The organism is Pelosinus sp. sgz500959 (assembly GCF_042610375.1).
Lineage (GTDB): Bacteria > Bacillota > Negativicutes > DSM-13327 > DSM-13327 > CTSoil-075.
This window is the reverse complement of the sequence record NZ_JBGJZL010000010.1, coordinates 113,877-129,248: the sequence shown is the minus strand read 5'-3', so window position 1 is coordinate 129,248 and position 15,372 is coordinate 113,877. Positions and strand designations below refer to the sequence as shown.

The following is a 15,372-nucleotide window of genomic DNA, read 5'->3' as shown; positions in this document are numbered from 1 at the left end:
GAGTATGTGCGTAAATCTGGATTGGTTTTTCTGGTATTAGTCATGTTGATTTTAGGGCAGAGTATGGCTTTAGCAGCATCTCAATGGACTGGTGTAGTTGATCGTATCGAAAAAACAATGAATCAATCCCTTGCAGTGTATAAAAGTGGAGATACTGCCGCAGCTAAAAAACTAGTCAACGATGCCTATTATGGGATTTATGAGAAAGATGGCTTTGAGAAAACTGTGAATACAACTGTCTCCAGTAAACGTGCTAATTTGACAGAGTACAAATTTAGCGTGGTTAAAAAATTGATGACCAATCAAGCGCCTGATACCCAAGTCAAAAAAGAAATTGATGAGATGATTGGTATGATGCGTGAAGATGTTGTCAAAATGGGTGGTGGCAGTAAGGAGCAAGATTCTTGGGAAAGTTTCTGGCCCGCGTTTTTGATTTTAGTCCGCGAAGGTGCCGAAGCAATTTTAGTGATTGGTGCGATCATAGCCTATCTGATTAAATCAGGAAATGGTCATAAGACGCAAACTGTTTACTATTATTCGGCAGCAGCTATAGTGGCGAGTTTTATTACTGCAATCTTATTTCGTTCCGTTGTCAGTTTGAGTGGTGCCAATCAAGAAATCATCGAAGGCGCAACGATGTTAGTGGCGGTGGCTGTTCTTTTCTCAGTAAGTTATTGGATGGGAAGTAAGTCAGATGAAAAGTCTTGGAATCGCTACATTGAAGGTAAAGTGGAAAATTCGTTGAGTAGTGGTAATACCTTGTCATTAGGAGCGGCAGCATTTTTAGCTGTGTACCGAGAAGGAGCTGAGGTTGTATTATTTTACCAAGCATTATTTAATAATGCGGGTGAAAATATGCATATGATTTGGTTAGGCTTTGCTGCGGGAACTCTTGCTTTGGTCATCGTTTTTGCATTAGTTCGCTATGGTAGTTTGAAAATCCCAACAAAATATTTTTTCCAAGGCACGAGTATTTTAATGTGTTGCTTGGCGATTAGTTTTGCTGGTGGTGGTATAAAAGAACTACAAGAAGCTGGTGTAATTGGAATGACTCAAGTTGAAGGAAGTCCTACGATTGCTCTTTTGGGAGTTTATCCAACCTTAGAATCGATGTTGCCACAACTCGTTCTTGTGCTCATAGTGATTGGTAATTTTATTTATCAAAAAAAGAAAAAAATTAGGGAGGTCGTAGTATGAATACTAAAAGAAAATTTTTATCCATGGTGTTTGCTGCATTTTTAACGGTGGCTGTATCAGCAGGTCAATGTTTTGCGGCTGGTTTTCAGGAATATCCGATTGGTGATGATATTGAAGTACCTGAAGCAGGATTTAAAGTGGCAGTTGTTTATTTCCAACCCGTGACTATGGAACCAGCAGGAATGGGTTTAACACCTGCTCAATCTGATATCCATCTTGAAACGGATATTGCTGCCATTGAAGGTAATAACACTGGATTTGGTGTTGGTGAATGGATTCCTAATTTGACCGTTCACTATAAATTAACCCAACAAGGCACAGGCAAAGTGATTGAAGGTAATCTTATGCCAATGAATGCGAGTGATGGTCCTCATTATGGTGCAAATGTGAAAATGAAAGGTGCCGGTACATACGATGTAGCATTTACGATTGAATCTCCGACTCGCCAAAATTACATGTTGCACGTTGATAAAGAAACAGGTGTTGAAGGCCGTTTCTGGGAAAAACCAATTACTCTACATTGGAATTTTGATTATGTTCCGAGAAGTTGGTAAGAAGAACTGGCGGTCCGGGATGCTTTTCCCGGACCATTTTTCATTTATTTACTTATGAATGAAAAAAATTACTGAAAGGAGAACAATATGCTACAAAGTGTACTACAAAATCTTATACCAGCGATGCAAAATGCAGCTATGGTCGTTATTCCGTTAGCGATGTTGCTAGCCCTAGCCAGCAAGGAAGAATTTGGCACCTTAAAAAAATTCATATGGCGGGGAATTATCTGGGGCGTGATAGGAGCAGCTTTTATTACAACGGCAAAACTAGGCTCGAAGGCCGTGAAACGGGAAGTATTCGAAAGTCTGGTTCTTGTAGCAGGGCTTACTGGAGAAATAGTATTACTTGGACTTTTTTTATGGATTAAAGCACGAGGAGATTCTTTTGGTAAGCATAAAATACTAGGTGGCGTTGCCTGTCTCGTAGCGGCTACACTACTTTTATATCATGGTCTAGAATTTTTTCTCTTTCCGATTAATTTGATCATTTCGACAAGTGATCTAATCAGCCTAGATTTCCTCATGAAAGGAATTGGGTTATTCTTAGGATTATTTTTGACTTGGTTGACTGGTCTGACGGTCTTTCGCGCAGCAAAAATTTTAATCCCTCAGACCATTATCAATCTTTTGACCATTCAACTTCTTGTTGTCATGGCAAAACAACTTGTTGTTGTTATTCAAGTCATGATGGCAAGAAAGCTATTAATGGCAAAAGGGTTGATGTCGATCATGGGGCCTGTGATTAATCATGAAGCTTGGTTCTTATATTCATTACTTGCTGTGACACTATTTTTGCCTATTGCTTTGTTTTTACAGGGAAAGCCATCTAAGCCAGAGGGATTAAATCCAGCTCAGTACCGAAAAATTTTGGTAACGGTGCGCAAAAAAATGCGATGGGGTATAGCTGTTTCTTTAAGTGTGCTGGTTGTATTTTTTTGCTCATCAGTTGGCAAAGGGTATGCCGATGAAAAAGCTGAGATTGTTCCCGCAGTGCCAGTGGTGGCTGAACAAGGACAGATTCCTATTTCCTTGGAGAAAGTCTCAGATGGACACTTGCACCGCTTTTCTTATCAATCGTCAACGGGTGAAATTGTTCGGTTTATTATCATTAAAAAGAGTGGATCTGCTTATGGCGTAGGGCTTGATGCTTGCGAAATTTGTGGGCCAACAGGTTATTTTGAACGTGATAATCAAGTTGTCTGTGCCCTTTGTGATGTGGTGATGAATACAGCAACGATTGGTTTTAAGGGTGGCTGCAATCCAATTCCAGTTGACTACAAGGTATCAGAAGGGAAAATCATGGTTGAAGTTGCTGGTTTAGAAAAAGAAAAGAATCGGTTTAAGTAAGGGAGGATGAACTATGTTTTGGCAAATGCTGAAAGGAGCTCTTGTCAGGCAGAGCCGAAAGATGTTTATGGTCGCGGTTACCATTGCATTAGGTGTTTCTTTGACGACAGCCATGCTCAATGTAATGCTAGATGTTGGAGACAAAGTCAACCGTGAATTGAAAGCTTATGGAGCAAATATTGTAGTCACTCCTCGATCCGCCTCCGTATTGCGGGAAATTTATGGACTGGAAAACAGTTCGGTTGGGGCAGGGCAGTATTTGCAAGAAAGCGATGTTGGTAAATTAAAGACTATTTTTTGGTCTAATAATATCGTTGGATTTGCACCATCATTAGAATCCCAAGTGGCTATAGGGGCGGGGAATATCAATGTAACGATGGTAGGCACTTGGTTTAATCGAAAATTGGAATTGCCAACGGGTGAAGTTGTAGAAACAGGTATTAAAGAACTGAAATCTTGGTGGACTGTAGAGGGCAATTGGGTCGGTGATGCAGAGGCCAATGGTGTTATGGTTGGCACTGTATTAGCAGGAAAATTAGGCATTAAGCCAGGTGATACAGTGGATGTTAATTTGCCGAATGGTCGACATGAAACATTACTAGTACAGGGGCTTTTTAACAGTGGTGGTCCAGAAGATGAGCAAATCTTTGTGACACTATCCTTTATCCAAAAAGCATTGAATCTGACGGGCAAAGTCAGCAAAATAGATGTAAGTGCCATTACAACACCCGAGAATGAGTTAGCTCGTAAAGCAGCTCATGATCCGAAAAGTCTTTCTTTGAAGGATTGGGAAACTTGGTACTGTACGGCTTATGTAAGTTCAATTTCCTATCAAATTGAAGAGGCGATCGGTGGTTCTAGAGCAAAACCGGTTCGCCAAGTGGCAGAATCTGAAGGAATGATTTTACAAAAAACTCAGCTATTAATGCTGCTCATTACAGTACTCAGTTTAGCTGGGTCAGCGTTAGGAATTTCCAATTTGCTAACGGCTAACATGATGGAGCGCAGTCGTGAATTTGGTTTACTCAAAGCACTAGGGGCTACTGATGGAGATGTATTACTCTTGACCCTTACTGAAATTACATTAACGGGTCTAGCCGGTGGCGTGGCAGGCTATTTTCTAGGTTTAGGTTTTGCACAAATTATTGGTCAAAATGTTTTTGGTTCAGCGGTGGCGATCAATCTCATGGTGATCCCGTGGGCTGTTATGTCAGTAATCTTAATTACTTTGGTCGGTAGTTTTCCGGCAATACGAATGCTTTTATCGCTGCGTCCAGCAGCAGTACTTCATGGCAGGTGATAAAAAATGACAAAACAATCAATGTACTTTACAATGATTTGGCATGCTTTACTTCGCCGTCGATCTCGGATGCTGATTGCTTTATTGGCTGTGGCGATCGGTGCGACGGTATTGTCGGGGCTTGTGACAATTTATTATGATGTCCCACGTCAAATGGGAAGAGAATTTCGTTCTTATGGTGCCAATTTACTTCTATTACCGACAGGTGAGCAGCAAGTGTTGGCGGAGAATGAAATTTCAAGCATAGCCAATTTATTGCCTTCTGATAAGCTCATTGGCATTGCTCCTTATCTTTATGATCATATGAAAGTAAATGAGCAACCCTTATTAGTCGCCGGCACTCATTTTCAAACAGTAAAGAAGGTAAGTCCTTATTGGCAGATCCGAGGTGTTTGGCCGGATGAAAATTCAGAAGACGTTGTCCTTGGTGCTGAAGTAGCCGAACGGTTGCAAATTGAACCAGGGCAGTTGGTAACGTTAGCTAGCAATGACAGTGAGAAAAAAGTGAAGGTTGCTGGTATTGTCCGTACAGGTGGTAAGGAAGAAAATTTTGTTTTTCTGGATCTTTCTTTATTGCAACAGATGCTTCATAAGGAAGGTATGATCAGCGTAGCTCAGGCTAGCATTACAGCCAATGAGACGGAATTGACTGAATGGACTCACACGATTGAACAACAAGTTCCTGGTGTAGCGCCACGACTGGTCAAGCAAGTGACGCAGTCAGAGCAAACTGTACTCGGTAAGCTGCAGGCTCTGGTTTATTTGGTCACCATCGTAGTACTCCTTCTTACGTTGATTTGTGTGGCTACGACGATGATGGCAGTTGTGACAGAAAGGCGTAAAGAAATCGGTTTGAAAAAAGCATTAGGTGCCGAAAATCGCAGTATTATTCTAGAATTTTTAGGAGAGGGTTTAGCGCTCGGTACTTTAGGCGGACTGATGGGAACAATTTTAGGATTTTTCTTTGCACAAGCGGTGAGTGTCAATGTCTTTGGCAGGGGAATTTCATTCCAACCCTTGATTGTGTTACTGGCCTTAGTTGTATCTGTATCAGTAACTGGTCTAGCTTGTTTGATTCCAGTCAAGATTGCAACAGATGTTGAACCAGCGATTGTACTTAGAGGAGAATAAAGGAGGTTATCAAGATGAGTTTATTAGAGTTACATGATGTTTCCATGATTTATGGAAATGTAAAAGCTCTTCAAGACATTGATTTGACAGTACAGCAGGGTGAGTGGTTGGCGTTGATGGGACCATCTGGTTCTGGAAAGACGACCTTGATGAATATTATTGGTTGTATGGATAAAGCATCTAGTGGATCCATTGTATTGGATGGAGTTGATTTTTCTGGTGTGACTGCACGAAATCTAACCATGTTGCGTCGAGATAAGATTGGGTTGGTATTTCAACAATTTCACCTTGTTCCTTATTTGACAGCCTTGGAGAATATTATGGTAGCACAATATTACCATAGTATGCCTGATGAGCAGGAGGCCTTGGCGGCTTTAGAGCGTGTAGGTCTCAAAGAAAGGGCTCGTCATTTGCCTAGTCAACTTTCTGGTGGTGAACAACAGCGTGTATGTATCGCTCGTGCTTTAATCAATTATCCCATGCTCATTTTAGCTGATGAACCAACGGGTAATTTAGATGAAACCAATGCGAAAATTGTATTAGAATTTTTTCAACAACTTCATCGTGAAGGCCATACGATCATTATGGTTACTCATGATCCAAGAGTGGCAGAACTAGCTGAACGGTGTGTAGTCTTAGAACACGGTCGTATTGTAGATCGGAAAGATCAGAGGATCGTTTGCAAGATGGAGGAAGTTTCATGAAGAACATGAGGAAATGGTTATCTATGATAATCGTAGGTTGTATGATTGCCATTCTAGCTGCTGGTTGCAGTCGTGAAAAGACTGAAGATCACTCTGGTCATGCAAATCATGATATGCATACGGCTTATAAGGATGGAACTTACACAGGTAAAAGCAGCCCTGATGAACGTGGTGCCATAGGCGAGCTGACGCTGACGATTCAACAAGGTAAAATTACTAAGGCTGACTATAAAGGCATTCAAAAAGATGGTAAGGTAAAAGATAGTGAGTATGGAAAAACAAATGGTACAATTGAAAATCCAGAATTCTATAAAAAGGCTCAACAAGGACTTAAAGGGGCCATGTCCTATGGTCCGAGGCTTATAGAAACACAAGACTTAAATAAGGTTGACTCCATATCTGGTGCAACACTTTCTTTTAAACAATTTAGTGAGGCAGGACATAAGGCTTTGGAGCAGGCAAAGTGATAAAAAACCATACCCTTTCAATTTGAGGGTATGGTTTTTTTAAACTTCATTAGTTTTTCAACAAATATTCATCAGTTTTTCATAATTGTCTGGTATGATTATAGTGCAAAGATCAATTACAATCTTTTTAGCAAAATGATATAAGAAAGGATGATCAGATTATGAAAAATAAAATGACAGGTTGGATTGTTGGAGGTTTACTCGGGGTTTCGGTATTAGGAGTCACATTGTCTACGAATGTTGTCAGCGCTGCTGAAAAAAATGCACCATCAACTCATGAAATGATGATGGAAAAAGGCCAAATGGGAGATATGGATATGCATAAAATGATGAACTCCCCTGAAATGCAAACCAAGTGTCTTGAGATGATGAAAACACCTGAAATGCAGGCTATGATGAAACAAATGCTATCAAGAGATCCTGCACTCAGACAAATGATGTTAGACTTAGTTAATTCAGTCGAGCCAACTGATCAAGCTACTACGCCAGATAATACACAAACGACTATGATGCCAGCAATGGACCATAGTATGCACCATTAATTCTTTTTATAAAAAAGATGAAAAAAAACCTTTCTTTTTAATTACTAATCTGCTATAATAAGAACCACGGGGTTTGTACAACAAATTTCATAAGCGGGAATGGCGGAATGGCAGACGCACCAGACTTAGGATCTGGCGCCGCAAGGTGTGGAGGTTCAAGTCCTCTTTCCCGCACCACATCAATTATAAAACTTTCAAGATTTTCTTGAAAGTTTTTTTGCTATATGCTTTTTATATTGATATAAAACTTAGGTTCTGGTTAGTTAGGCTATTTTCTTATAAAATATTGACGTCATTATAGAAGAAGAATATAATGAAATATAAAATAATTATACATTTTTAGACAAAAAAATAATATTGGCAAACCTATTGAAAGATCGGGACGCAAAGCTATGGGTCTACAGTCGTATCACGACCAAGATTGCCAGGCTGCTATGTTGCTTTATGTTAACATACCCAAGGTCAGGATACCCCTGATCTTTTTTGCGTTTTCAGATAGGAGAAATTAAGCAGTTAATAAGGTAATAACTATAATATGATGTTAAGTTCATCCTATTTAGCAATGGAAAAGAAGAGATAAATAGAGTTAAGAAAATCAAAAATTATTTTTGACGAGTACAAGTTGGCAAATCATAGTCCCATCGAAAGTAAAGAAATAATCATACTATTTTTGTTTGTATGCTTGAAAGGAGGAAAAACCATGGAAGATATAACGGAACGGGAATTTAGGGAACTTGTTGGATTTGTTAAGGCTAATTATGGAATCAACTTATTACAAAAAAAAGTGTTAGTGTGCGGACGTTTGAATAACTATATAGCGCAATGCGGTTTTCATAATTTTTCGGAGTATTTTTCTCATGTGAAAAGTGATCGTACAGGCAAGTCTGGGACAATCTTAGTAAATAAGCTTACGACAAACCATACTTATTTTTTGCGAGAACCACAACATTTTGAAGTTTTAGGGCAAGTGGTTCTACCGTATCTCGCTACAGTTGAGGCCAAAAAGAAAGATCTGCGGGTATGGAGTGCTGGTTGCTCTACAGGTGAAGAACCATATACGTTAGCAATGCTGATTAACTCTTATTTCGGCGCGCAAAAGAGTGGGTGGGATACGAAAATTTTAGCTACTGACATTTCAACAGATGTCTTAGAAAAGGCGCAAAAAGCCGTCTACCCTAGTAATCAGTTAGACAATTTGCCGGCTTACTGGCGTGCTAAGTATTTTCATAAAATCGATTCAGAGTACAGTGTTCTAAGAGAAATAATACGGCAGGAAGTCATATTTCGACGATTTAATCTTATGAGTGAAACATTTCCTTTCAAAAAGAAATTCCATCTTATTTTTTGTCGTAATGTAATGATCTATTTTGATGCTGAGACTAAAGAAAAATTAATCAATCGATTTTATGATCATATGGAATCAGGGGGCTATTTATTCATTGGCCATTCTGAATCAATTAATCGTCATGAAAGTCGATATCAGTTTGTGGCGCCTGCTATTTATAGAAAAGCATAAAAATATAAATGCAAAGTAAAAAATGATTAAATCCGCGAATAACGTGAATTTAATCATTTTTTTGCTTTAAAGAGGTTGCTTAATTTTTTTCTACTGGGAAAGTGATAACAAAACGAGTTCCTTTTCCCTCTTCGGAATCGACTTTAATGATACCACTATGACGTTCAACAATACTAGCACAGACAGAAAGACCAAGTCCTGTACCATCATCTCTTGTTGTAAAGAAGGGATCAAAAATTTTCTCTTGTAAGTCTTTAGGAATACCGCAACCGGAATCTTCTATGCATAAAATCACAGAGCCATCTTGATATTTGGTTTCAATTGTTAATGTACCATGCTGCTTCATCGCATTCAGCCCATTCATAGCAAGATTTAAAAGTAATTGTTTAATTTCTTTTTCCGCTAGAATAAGCTGGGGAATATCCCTAGAGAGTTTAAATTCAAGATTCATTCCTCGTTTGAGTGCATCTGTCAGTAGTAATGGGGCAATTTTATTAATAATTTCATTTAAGTCCTGTTTTTCTTGTTCTGTTGACTTGGTTTTGGATATTGCTAAAAAATCGGTAATGATTGTTTCGATACGTGCTAATTCGCTTAAAACTAAATCCAATTGATCGTGCAGAATATTAGGGATTTTTCTCTTAAAATGTTGTAAGTAACCTTTTACGACGGTCATGGGATTTCTGATTTCGTGTGCTAAGCCTGCAGCCATATTTCCAATTAGATTAAGCCTGTCCATGCGGGTGATTTCTTTTTGTAGAGTGATAAATTTAGTAACATCTTCTGAAATGACAGCTACATGATCTTTTGTAGGGCTATAGGCAGAAATAGAATACCATCGCTGTTGATGTTCGAAATATTGTGTAAAACTAATTGGTTCACCAGAAATCGCTACAGTTGCATAGGCTTTTATCCAATTAAAGCTTTCGTTATTTATGTGTGGGAAAATATCTGTTAGCCCTTTTCCAATAAGTTCAGAAGCAAGGTATCCGGCATATTTTTCATAGGCGTGGTTAACGTGAATGTATTCAAGATCTATGGGATTATTTTCTTCATCGAATCGTACCTTATGATATGAACAGCCATTGTGCATGTAGTCAAATAGATCTTTGTAACGAGACTCGCTAATGGCAAGTGCATCCCGGCTATCCTTAAGAGCTCTATTGGCCGCTTGATGTTGGGCAATTTCTTCTTCAAGTGCTATATTCATATCCGATAGTTCAATTGTTCGCTCATGAACTTTATGCTCTAATTTAGTTTCATTTTTTTTCAGTAGACTGACAGTATCTGCAATTTTTTGGCTCATTCTCACGAAAATAGTGCAAAGGATGTCTAGTTCATGGGAAATACTTTCTGGTGGTCTATCGCGTGCGACCATTTCATAGTGTTCGAGAGTAATTAATCCAGACTGTTTGATTAGCCAATCTAGAGGACGTTTAATTCGGTTGGTTATTAGGGTGGCTAGAGGTATAATCAAGAATAATAAAGCGATTGTTCCGCTAGCCATGAGTGCTAGCTGCTTATAAATCGGACCAAGAACTTCTTCTTCGTTGATTTTACCAATAATTGTCCAGCCACGTTCAGGTACATGCAAATAGGAACCTAAGACTTTGTTACCAAGGTAATCAGTCCATTCGGCCGTACCAGAATCCGTAATTTGGCTAGGATGAAATGCATCAGTTGCAATTTTAAATTTCATCCTAGCCGTGTCCCCAATAAGCCCCTTGTCCATTAATAGACTGGCGTGTCGTGGTTCGGTGAGCATTGTACCTTCTTGGTTAACCAGAAAAATTTCTCCTGTTTGTCCAATCCAATTATCACGCAAGAGTGTTTCGAGGGTTGTTGTTCTTACGGAACCAAGTATCAAACCTTGTAAGTTCCCAGCGTAGTCGAAAATAGGAGAAGAGAAGTTAATGATCGGTAAGCCACTATTGCGGCCAATCACCACATTTGAAATATACTCTTTACCCGCTAGAGCGGCTTCAAAGTAAGGTTGATTTCTGGTCGAAGGGTATTTGATTGCACTATTGAGAGTTGATATTCGAAAAAAACCATCTTTATCGATGTATGAGAATGAATCAAAGTTTTGGTTGTTCCGCTGCGTTAAAGAGAGAGATTTTTGCATTTGTTGTTCGTCTAAGATTCGAAAATCCTCTGACTCACTAAGGTTGTGAACGTCATAGACCCGTTCTGCCATCCAATAATCAATCAGACGCTTTTGAGAATAAACGCGCTGGCTGATCAGTTTTAGATTTTCTTCTTTTGCTAATTTGATCTGACCAACAGTGTAAATAACCATGACGAGCAAACTAGGAATGAGGACGAGTAAAATAGTCCATAACCTAAATTGCTGCCGTAATGTTTGAACCTTCATGTCTCACCTCGATAATTTTAAAAGTATATTTTAATCAAAAGACATTAAAATATAAAAAGCAAGATTTAGCATCTATTTCCATTTCTATTCGACATTTTATTTGATATCCCTCCATAAGGAAAGTGGTGTGAATCTATCAATATAATATAGTTTCTTTGTGCGAGATTGCTTACAGGAATTAGCATGAACTTCGTAGAAAGAGACAACAGGATTATTTGATCGGAAAGAAAGGATACAACGATGAGAATTAAAAAAATATCTGCAGTCTATCCCCAGAGTAATCATAAATTGGGAAATGGAGAATATGGATTTTGTGAGATTCTAGATTCGATTGCTGTTCCACTCTTTATTAAAAATAGTGATGGTATCTATATCAACTGTAATAGAGCTTATGAAAAATTTATTGGATTACGCAAAGATCAAATTATAGGAAAAACAGCATATGATATTGTACCTGAACAGTTAGCGGATAAATATCACATGAAAGATCAAGAATTATTAGGACAAGATCATATACAGATATATGAAAGCCATGTGACTACAAAAGGTATGGATCGTTATGTACTATTCCACAAATCCATTTATCGAAATTCAGCCGGTAAGATAAAAGGGTTAGTAGGAGCCATTACTGATATCACAGAGCAAAAAAAAGCAGAAGAATTACTACGGGAAAGTGAGGCGAAAAATCAGACACTTCTCCAGGCTATCCCTGATATCATGGCAATCGTAACACCTGGTTTTAAAGTAATTGAGTTTAAGAAAGCGCGCGAATTTGACTATATTGCAGAGGAACATTCTTTTATAGGAAAAACAATAGGCGAGTTATTACCGGAAGATGTAGCGATGCTGTTTATGGAAAATATTACATTGGCCTTTAAAATAAAGAAAGTCACTTGTTTTGAATATCAAATGCTGCAGAAGGGAGAGTTGAGAAGTAGAGAAGCTCGTATGGTTGTCATTTCTGATGAAAATATCATGATTATGATTCGTGATATCAGCGAGAAGAAACTAATGGAAGAGACAATTGAAAAACGCAATAGTGAAATAAAAGATGCGTTAGTTAATTTAAAGAAAACTCAAGTGCAGTTAGTACAGCAAGAAAAATTAGCTGGAATTGGTCAGCTTGCTGCAGGTGTAGCTCATGAGATTAACAATCCATTGGGCTTTGTGTTAAGTAACTTTGATAGTCTGAAGAAATATCTAACTAAGATTATTGATTTATTTCATAAATATGATGAACTTAAAGAGCAGATCGTGGGGTCGGATGTACAAAGTTTAAAAGAATTAGTACATCAAGTTGTTCTTTATGAAAAACAGAAAAAAATAGCCTATATTTTTGAAGACCTTGAGCCAATTATTCAAGAATCAGACGATGGCTTAAAACGGTTGGGTGAGATTGTCAAAGCTTTGAAGTTATTTTCAAGAGTTGATAAAAGTAGTGAATTTGAGTCTTATGATTTAAATTCAGGTATAAAAAATACCTTGATTATTGCGAAAAATGAAATCAAATATGTTGCTGAAATTGAGGTTGATTTAGGATTTTTACCAACAATAAAGGCTTCATCAGGACAAATTAATCAAGTTCTTTTGAATATTATCATCAATGCAGCTCATGCCATTAGGGAAAAGCAAATGGGTAAACTAGGAATGATTAAGATTACTAGTTATCATGATGATCAATTTGTGTACTGTTTGATTCAAGACAATGGACTTGGTATGACTGAAGAAACTAAAAAAAATATTTTTAATGCATTTTTTACGACAAAGCCAAGTGGTCAGGGGACGGGACTTGGATTGAGTATTTCCTATGACATTGTTGTAAATAAACATTGTGGTGACATCTTTGTAATAAGTGAAAGAGGAATTGGAACAACCTTTACCATTAAGCTGCCTTTAACTGCCTGCAGTAGACATAAAGATAAATCATAACATAGAGACTCCCTATACAAATCACGAATTTGTATAGGGAGTTTTTGATTACATATGATGTTAGGCTTACTTTTTATTCAGTGATAAATGAGAAATTTCTTTCTCGAACTGGTTTTGATCAATTCCTAAAGCCGCGAAAACAGCAGCATCAAAAGTGGTACTTGGTAATTGGTTTTTTAAGATTATACTTGCATAATGCTGAGCGATATTGACTGCGTAGATCAGTTCGCGATGAATAATCCCCGTCGCAAAAGGTGTATGATGATAAAGTGCTGCTTCGACAATAGGATGCGGTAATTCCCACCAGCGTAATAAATAACCACCTGTTTGTTGATGTGTAACGTTGAGAGCTTCTTGTTCTATTTGTAATAAGCTGGTCTTTTCTCTTTCCTCTTTGTGAAAGACTTCAATGTATTTTTCGGGGAAAAGTTTAAGTAACAATACAATACCGATATTATGAAGCAATCCGGCGGAAATTTCATTTTCGGAGAGTTTCTTTAACAGTAATTTTTCGTAGATAATGTTTACGATTTTACTACATATAAAAGAATGATTCCATAATAGTTCTAGTCGTGTTCCATAAAGACCATTCATATTAAGAGAATCAACAATAGATGTTGTTAATAAAATATTTCGGATAGTCGATAATCCAAGATAAGTGATAGCATGTTTCACACTTCCTGTTTTGACCTCATAGAAAGCCGAATTAATAATATGGAGAATTTTAGTTGCAATGGAATGATCTTTTTCAATCGCACTTGCAATTTTTGCTAAATCAGCATCCTGATCAATTAACTCCATAATTTGACGATAGCTACTTTTTATTGTAGGTAATTCATCGACTTTATTGATTAAACCAAGTAAATTACTATCACGTAGAATATTTTCCGTTTCAAATAACTGATCAACTAATTCGATCAGTTTATCATTTTCCCAAGGCTTAAGAATGTAAAGTTTTGCAATGTTTTTTTGTAGTGCTTGAAGAACAGTATTTTTTTCGGCATAGCCGCTCAATATGATTCGGAGAGAATTTGGATAGAGTTCTTTTACCTGATGTAAGAGTTGAGATCCATCCATCTCGGGCATTCTCATGTCTGTGATGATCATATCTATTTTTTCAGTTGCAAGAATGTCTAAAGCCTCTTTGCCACTTCCAGCGGTAAAAACTTCGTATTCCGTGTCCATGAAGAGGCGGTTTAGAGATTTAAGAATTTGTACTTCATCATCGACAAATAGTATTTTTTTACTAGTACTATCATTATCATTTAGCATCACAAATCTGACCTCCCTTTGTAGGAAATTTAATCGTGAAAGATGTTCCTTTCCCTAATTCGCTTTCTACCTCGATTCGCCCTGAATGTTTATTTATAATAATATCATATGCAATACTGAGTCCGAGACCTGTACCCATACCAACTGGCTTGGTTGTAAAAAAAGGTGTAAATATATGATCAAGATTTTCCTTAGGTATACCGATACCGTTATCTGTGATTCTACAACAGATAGATCCATCTTTTTCAAAGGTTTTGAGAGTGAGGATGCCTTCCTGCGAGGCTTCTTTTATAGCGTGAACTGCATTTAATATCAGGTTAAGTAATACTTGATTGATGGAGCTGCCGGTTACTTTGATAGAAGGGATTGCCCCTAAGTCTTCAACTACATTAGCAAAGTACTTGATTTCATTATTTGCAATTGCAAGGGTATCTTTTATTCCTTTATTTAAGTCGTACTCTTCATATTCTGAGTTGATACTGGTTCTGGCGAATCCAAGGAGGCTCTTTACAATTTTCTCTATTCGACTTAGTCCTGCGATTGATTCGCCAATAATATCATCAATATCATCATAGATGACGTCAATTTTATTCTTTTTTCTAGATGCGTGGATGGTTGTAATGAGCTCTTGTGCGGCTTGGTTATTTTCTAGTTGCAGTGTGCTTTCAAAATTCCTCAGAGTTTCAAGAAAAACTTTGATTTTATCCAAATATTTTTTCAAAGTATCTAAGTTGCTTTGGGTGTAGCCAAGAGGGTTATTTATTTCATGTGCTATTCCTGCTGATAGTTGTCCAATACCCGCCATTTTTTCCTGTTGTACAAGTTGGCTTTGTAATGTTCGTATTTTTTCCATATTTTCGTTATATTCTTGAGAACTAATATCGATGCTGCGCTCAAGCAAAGAACGATCTTTATCCTGACTGATATAGGCTTCATTTACAGCCGAAATAAAATTTTTTAGTTCGGCTGTTATTTCGACGCCGTTTAAATGGCTTTCAACTTGCCGTTTCAAAAGACGGTGTAGAGTATCATCCATCAT

General features: G+C 37.7%; 13 protein-coding genes, 1 tRNA gene and 1 riboswitch. Of the genes, 11 read left to right on the top strand and 3 right to left on the bottom strand.

The genetic code is table 11. The annotated features are described in order from the left end of the window. Nucleotides 1-6 precede the first annotated feature (6 nt). From ACAN52_RS16170 to ACAN52_RS16125, 10 genes are all read left to right on the top strand, one after another. Nucleotides 7-1,197 (top strand): FTR1 family protein, encoded by a 1,191-nt coding sequence (locus ACAN52_RS16170; protein WP_378955960.1) that lies wholly within the window; start codon nucleotides 7-9, stop codon nucleotides 1,195-1,197. Beyond that, on the top strand, nucleotides 1,194-1,751 hold the full coding sequence (locus tag ACAN52_RS16165) for an iron transporter (RefSeq protein ID WP_378955959.1): 558 nt from the start codon (nucleotides 1,194-1,196) through the stop codon (nucleotides 1,749-1,751). The genes ACAN52_RS16170 and ACAN52_RS16165 overlap by 4 nt, the downstream gene beginning before the upstream one ends. An 87-nt stretch (nucleotides 1,752-1,838) precedes the next feature. Next, the gene (locus tag ACAN52_RS16160; RefSeq protein ID WP_378955958.1) at nucleotides 1,839-3,098 is read left to right on the top strand and encodes a Fe-S-containing protein; all 1,260 of its coding nucleotides are present in this window, start codon (nucleotides 1,839-1,841) and stop codon (nucleotides 3,096-3,098) included. 13 nt (nucleotides 3,099-3,111) lie between these two features. Then, on the top strand, nucleotides 3,112-4,398 hold the full coding sequence (locus ACAN52_RS16155) for an ABC transporter permease (RefSeq protein ID WP_378955957.1): 1,287 nt from the start codon (nucleotides 3,112-3,114) through the stop codon (nucleotides 4,396-4,398). A 6-nt stretch (nucleotides 4,399-4,404) separates the two neighbouring features. Further along, nucleotides 4,405-5,529 (top strand): ABC transporter permease, encoded by a 1,125-nt coding sequence (locus tag ACAN52_RS16150; RefSeq protein ID WP_378955956.1) that lies wholly within the window; start codon nucleotides 4,405-4,407, stop codon nucleotides 5,527-5,529. A gap of 14 nt (nucleotides 5,530-5,543) precedes the next feature. Further along, the gene (locus ACAN52_RS16145; RefSeq protein WP_378955955.1) at nucleotides 5,544-6,233 is read left to right on the top strand and encodes an ABC transporter ATP-binding protein; all 690 of its coding nucleotides are present in this window, start codon (nucleotides 5,544-5,546) and stop codon (nucleotides 6,231-6,233) included. After that, a complete protein-coding gene (locus ACAN52_RS16140; RefSeq protein WP_378955954.1) occupies nucleotides 6,230-6,700 on the top strand; it encodes an FMN-binding protein in 471 nt (156 codons plus the stop codon). Before ACAN52_RS16145 ends, ACAN52_RS16140 begins: the two co-directional genes overlap by 4 nt. Nucleotides 6,701-6,861: 161 nt before the next feature. Continuing rightward, nucleotides 6,862-7,242: a hypothetical protein gene (locus ACAN52_RS16135; protein WP_378955953.1), complete on the top strand. Its 381-nt coding sequence runs from the start codon at nucleotides 6,862-6,864 to the stop codon at nucleotides 7,240-7,242. 93 nt (nucleotides 7,243-7,335) lie between these two features. Next, nucleotides 7,336-7,419: transfer RNA gene (locus ACAN52_RS16130), tRNA-Leu, on the top strand. Between the two features lie 172 nt (nucleotides 7,420-7,591). Further along, nucleotides 7,592-7,679, top strand: a riboswitch (cyclic di-GMP riboswitch). A gap of 263 nt (nucleotides 7,680-7,942) precedes the next feature. Beyond that, the gene (locus tag ACAN52_RS16125; RefSeq protein WP_378955952.1) at nucleotides 7,943-8,758 is read left to right on the top strand and encodes a CheR family methyltransferase; all 816 of its coding nucleotides are present in this window, start codon (nucleotides 7,943-7,945) and stop codon (nucleotides 8,756-8,758) included. A gap of 79 nt (nucleotides 8,759-8,837) precedes the next feature. Here ACAN52_RS16125 and ACAN52_RS16120 read toward each other — a convergent pair whose 3' ends face one another. Beyond that, on the bottom strand, nucleotides 8,838-11,132 hold the full coding sequence (locus ACAN52_RS16120; RefSeq protein WP_378955951.1) for a cache domain-containing protein: 2,295 nt from the start codon (nucleotides 11,130-11,132) through the stop codon (nucleotides 8,838-8,840). A gap of 240 nt (nucleotides 11,133-11,372) precedes the next feature. Between ACAN52_RS16120 and ACAN52_RS16115 the strand changes: the two genes are divergently transcribed. Beyond that, complete coding sequence (locus ACAN52_RS16115) at nucleotides 11,373-13,061, top strand: PAS domain-containing protein (RefSeq protein ID WP_378955949.1); 1,689 nt, start codon at nucleotides 11,373-11,375, stop codon at nucleotides 13,059-13,061. Nucleotides 13,062-13,127: 66 nt separating this feature from the next. Here ACAN52_RS16115 and ACAN52_RS16110 read toward each other — a convergent pair whose 3' ends face one another. Both ACAN52_RS16110 and ACAN52_RS16105 read right to left on the bottom strand, forming a co-directional pair. Next, nucleotides 13,128-14,333, bottom strand: coding sequence for an HDOD domain-containing protein (locus tag ACAN52_RS16110; protein WP_378956014.1), 1,206 nt, complete (start codon nucleotides 14,331-14,333; stop codon nucleotides 13,128-13,130). After that, a complete protein-coding gene (locus tag ACAN52_RS16105; RefSeq protein WP_378955948.1) occupies nucleotides 14,323-15,372 on the bottom strand; it encodes a sensor histidine kinase in 1,050 nt (349 codons plus the stop codon). Before ACAN52_RS16105 ends, ACAN52_RS16110 begins: the two co-directional genes overlap by 11 nt.

Excerpts from the sequence above, each read along its gene's own strand:
- ACAN52_RS16135 (WP_378955953.1), top strand. The coding sequence starts at position 6,862 with ATGAAAAATAAAATGACAGGTTGGATTGTTGGAGGTTTACTCGGGGTT.
- ACAN52_RS16105 (WP_378955948.1), bottom strand. The coding sequence starts at position 15,372 with ATGATGGATGATACTCTACACCGTCTTTTGAAACGGCAAGTTGAAAGC.
- ACAN52_RS16115 (WP_378955949.1), top strand. The coding sequence starts at position 11,373 with ATGAGAATTAAAAAAATATCTGCAGTCTATCCCCAGAGTAATCATAAA.
- ACAN52_RS16120 (WP_378955951.1), bottom strand. The coding sequence starts at position 11,132 with ATGAAGGTTCAAACATTACGGCAGCAATTTAGGTTATGGACTATTTTA.
- ACAN52_RS16145 (WP_378955955.1), top strand. The coding sequence starts at position 5,544 with ATGAGTTTATTAGAGTTACATGATGTTTCCATGATTTATGGAAATGTA.
- ACAN52_RS16165 (WP_378955959.1), top strand. The coding sequence starts at position 1,194 with ATGAATACTAAAAGAAAATTTTTATCCATGGTGTTTGCTGCATTTTTA.
- ACAN52_RS16140 (WP_378955954.1), top strand. The coding sequence starts at position 6,230 with ATGAAGAACATGAGGAAATGGTTATCTATGATAATCGTAGGTTGTATG.
- ACAN52_RS16150 (WP_378955956.1), top strand. The coding sequence starts at position 4,405 with ATGACAAAACAATCAATGTACTTTACAATGATTTGGCATGCTTTACTT.
- ACAN52_RS16155 (WP_378955957.1), top strand. The coding sequence starts at position 3,112 with ATGTTTTGGCAAATGCTGAAAGGAGCTCTTGTCAGGCAGAGCCGAAAG.
- ACAN52_RS16125 (WP_378955952.1), top strand. The coding sequence starts at position 7,943 with ATGGAAGATATAACGGAACGGGAATTTAGGGAACTTGTTGGATTTGTT.
- ACAN52_RS16110 (WP_378956014.1), bottom strand. The coding sequence starts at position 14,333 with ATGCTAAATGATAATGATAGTACTAGTAAAAAAATACTATTTGTCGAT.
- ACAN52_RS16160 (WP_378955958.1), top strand. The coding sequence starts at position 1,839 with ATGCTACAAAGTGTACTACAAAATCTTATACCAGCGATGCAAAATGCA.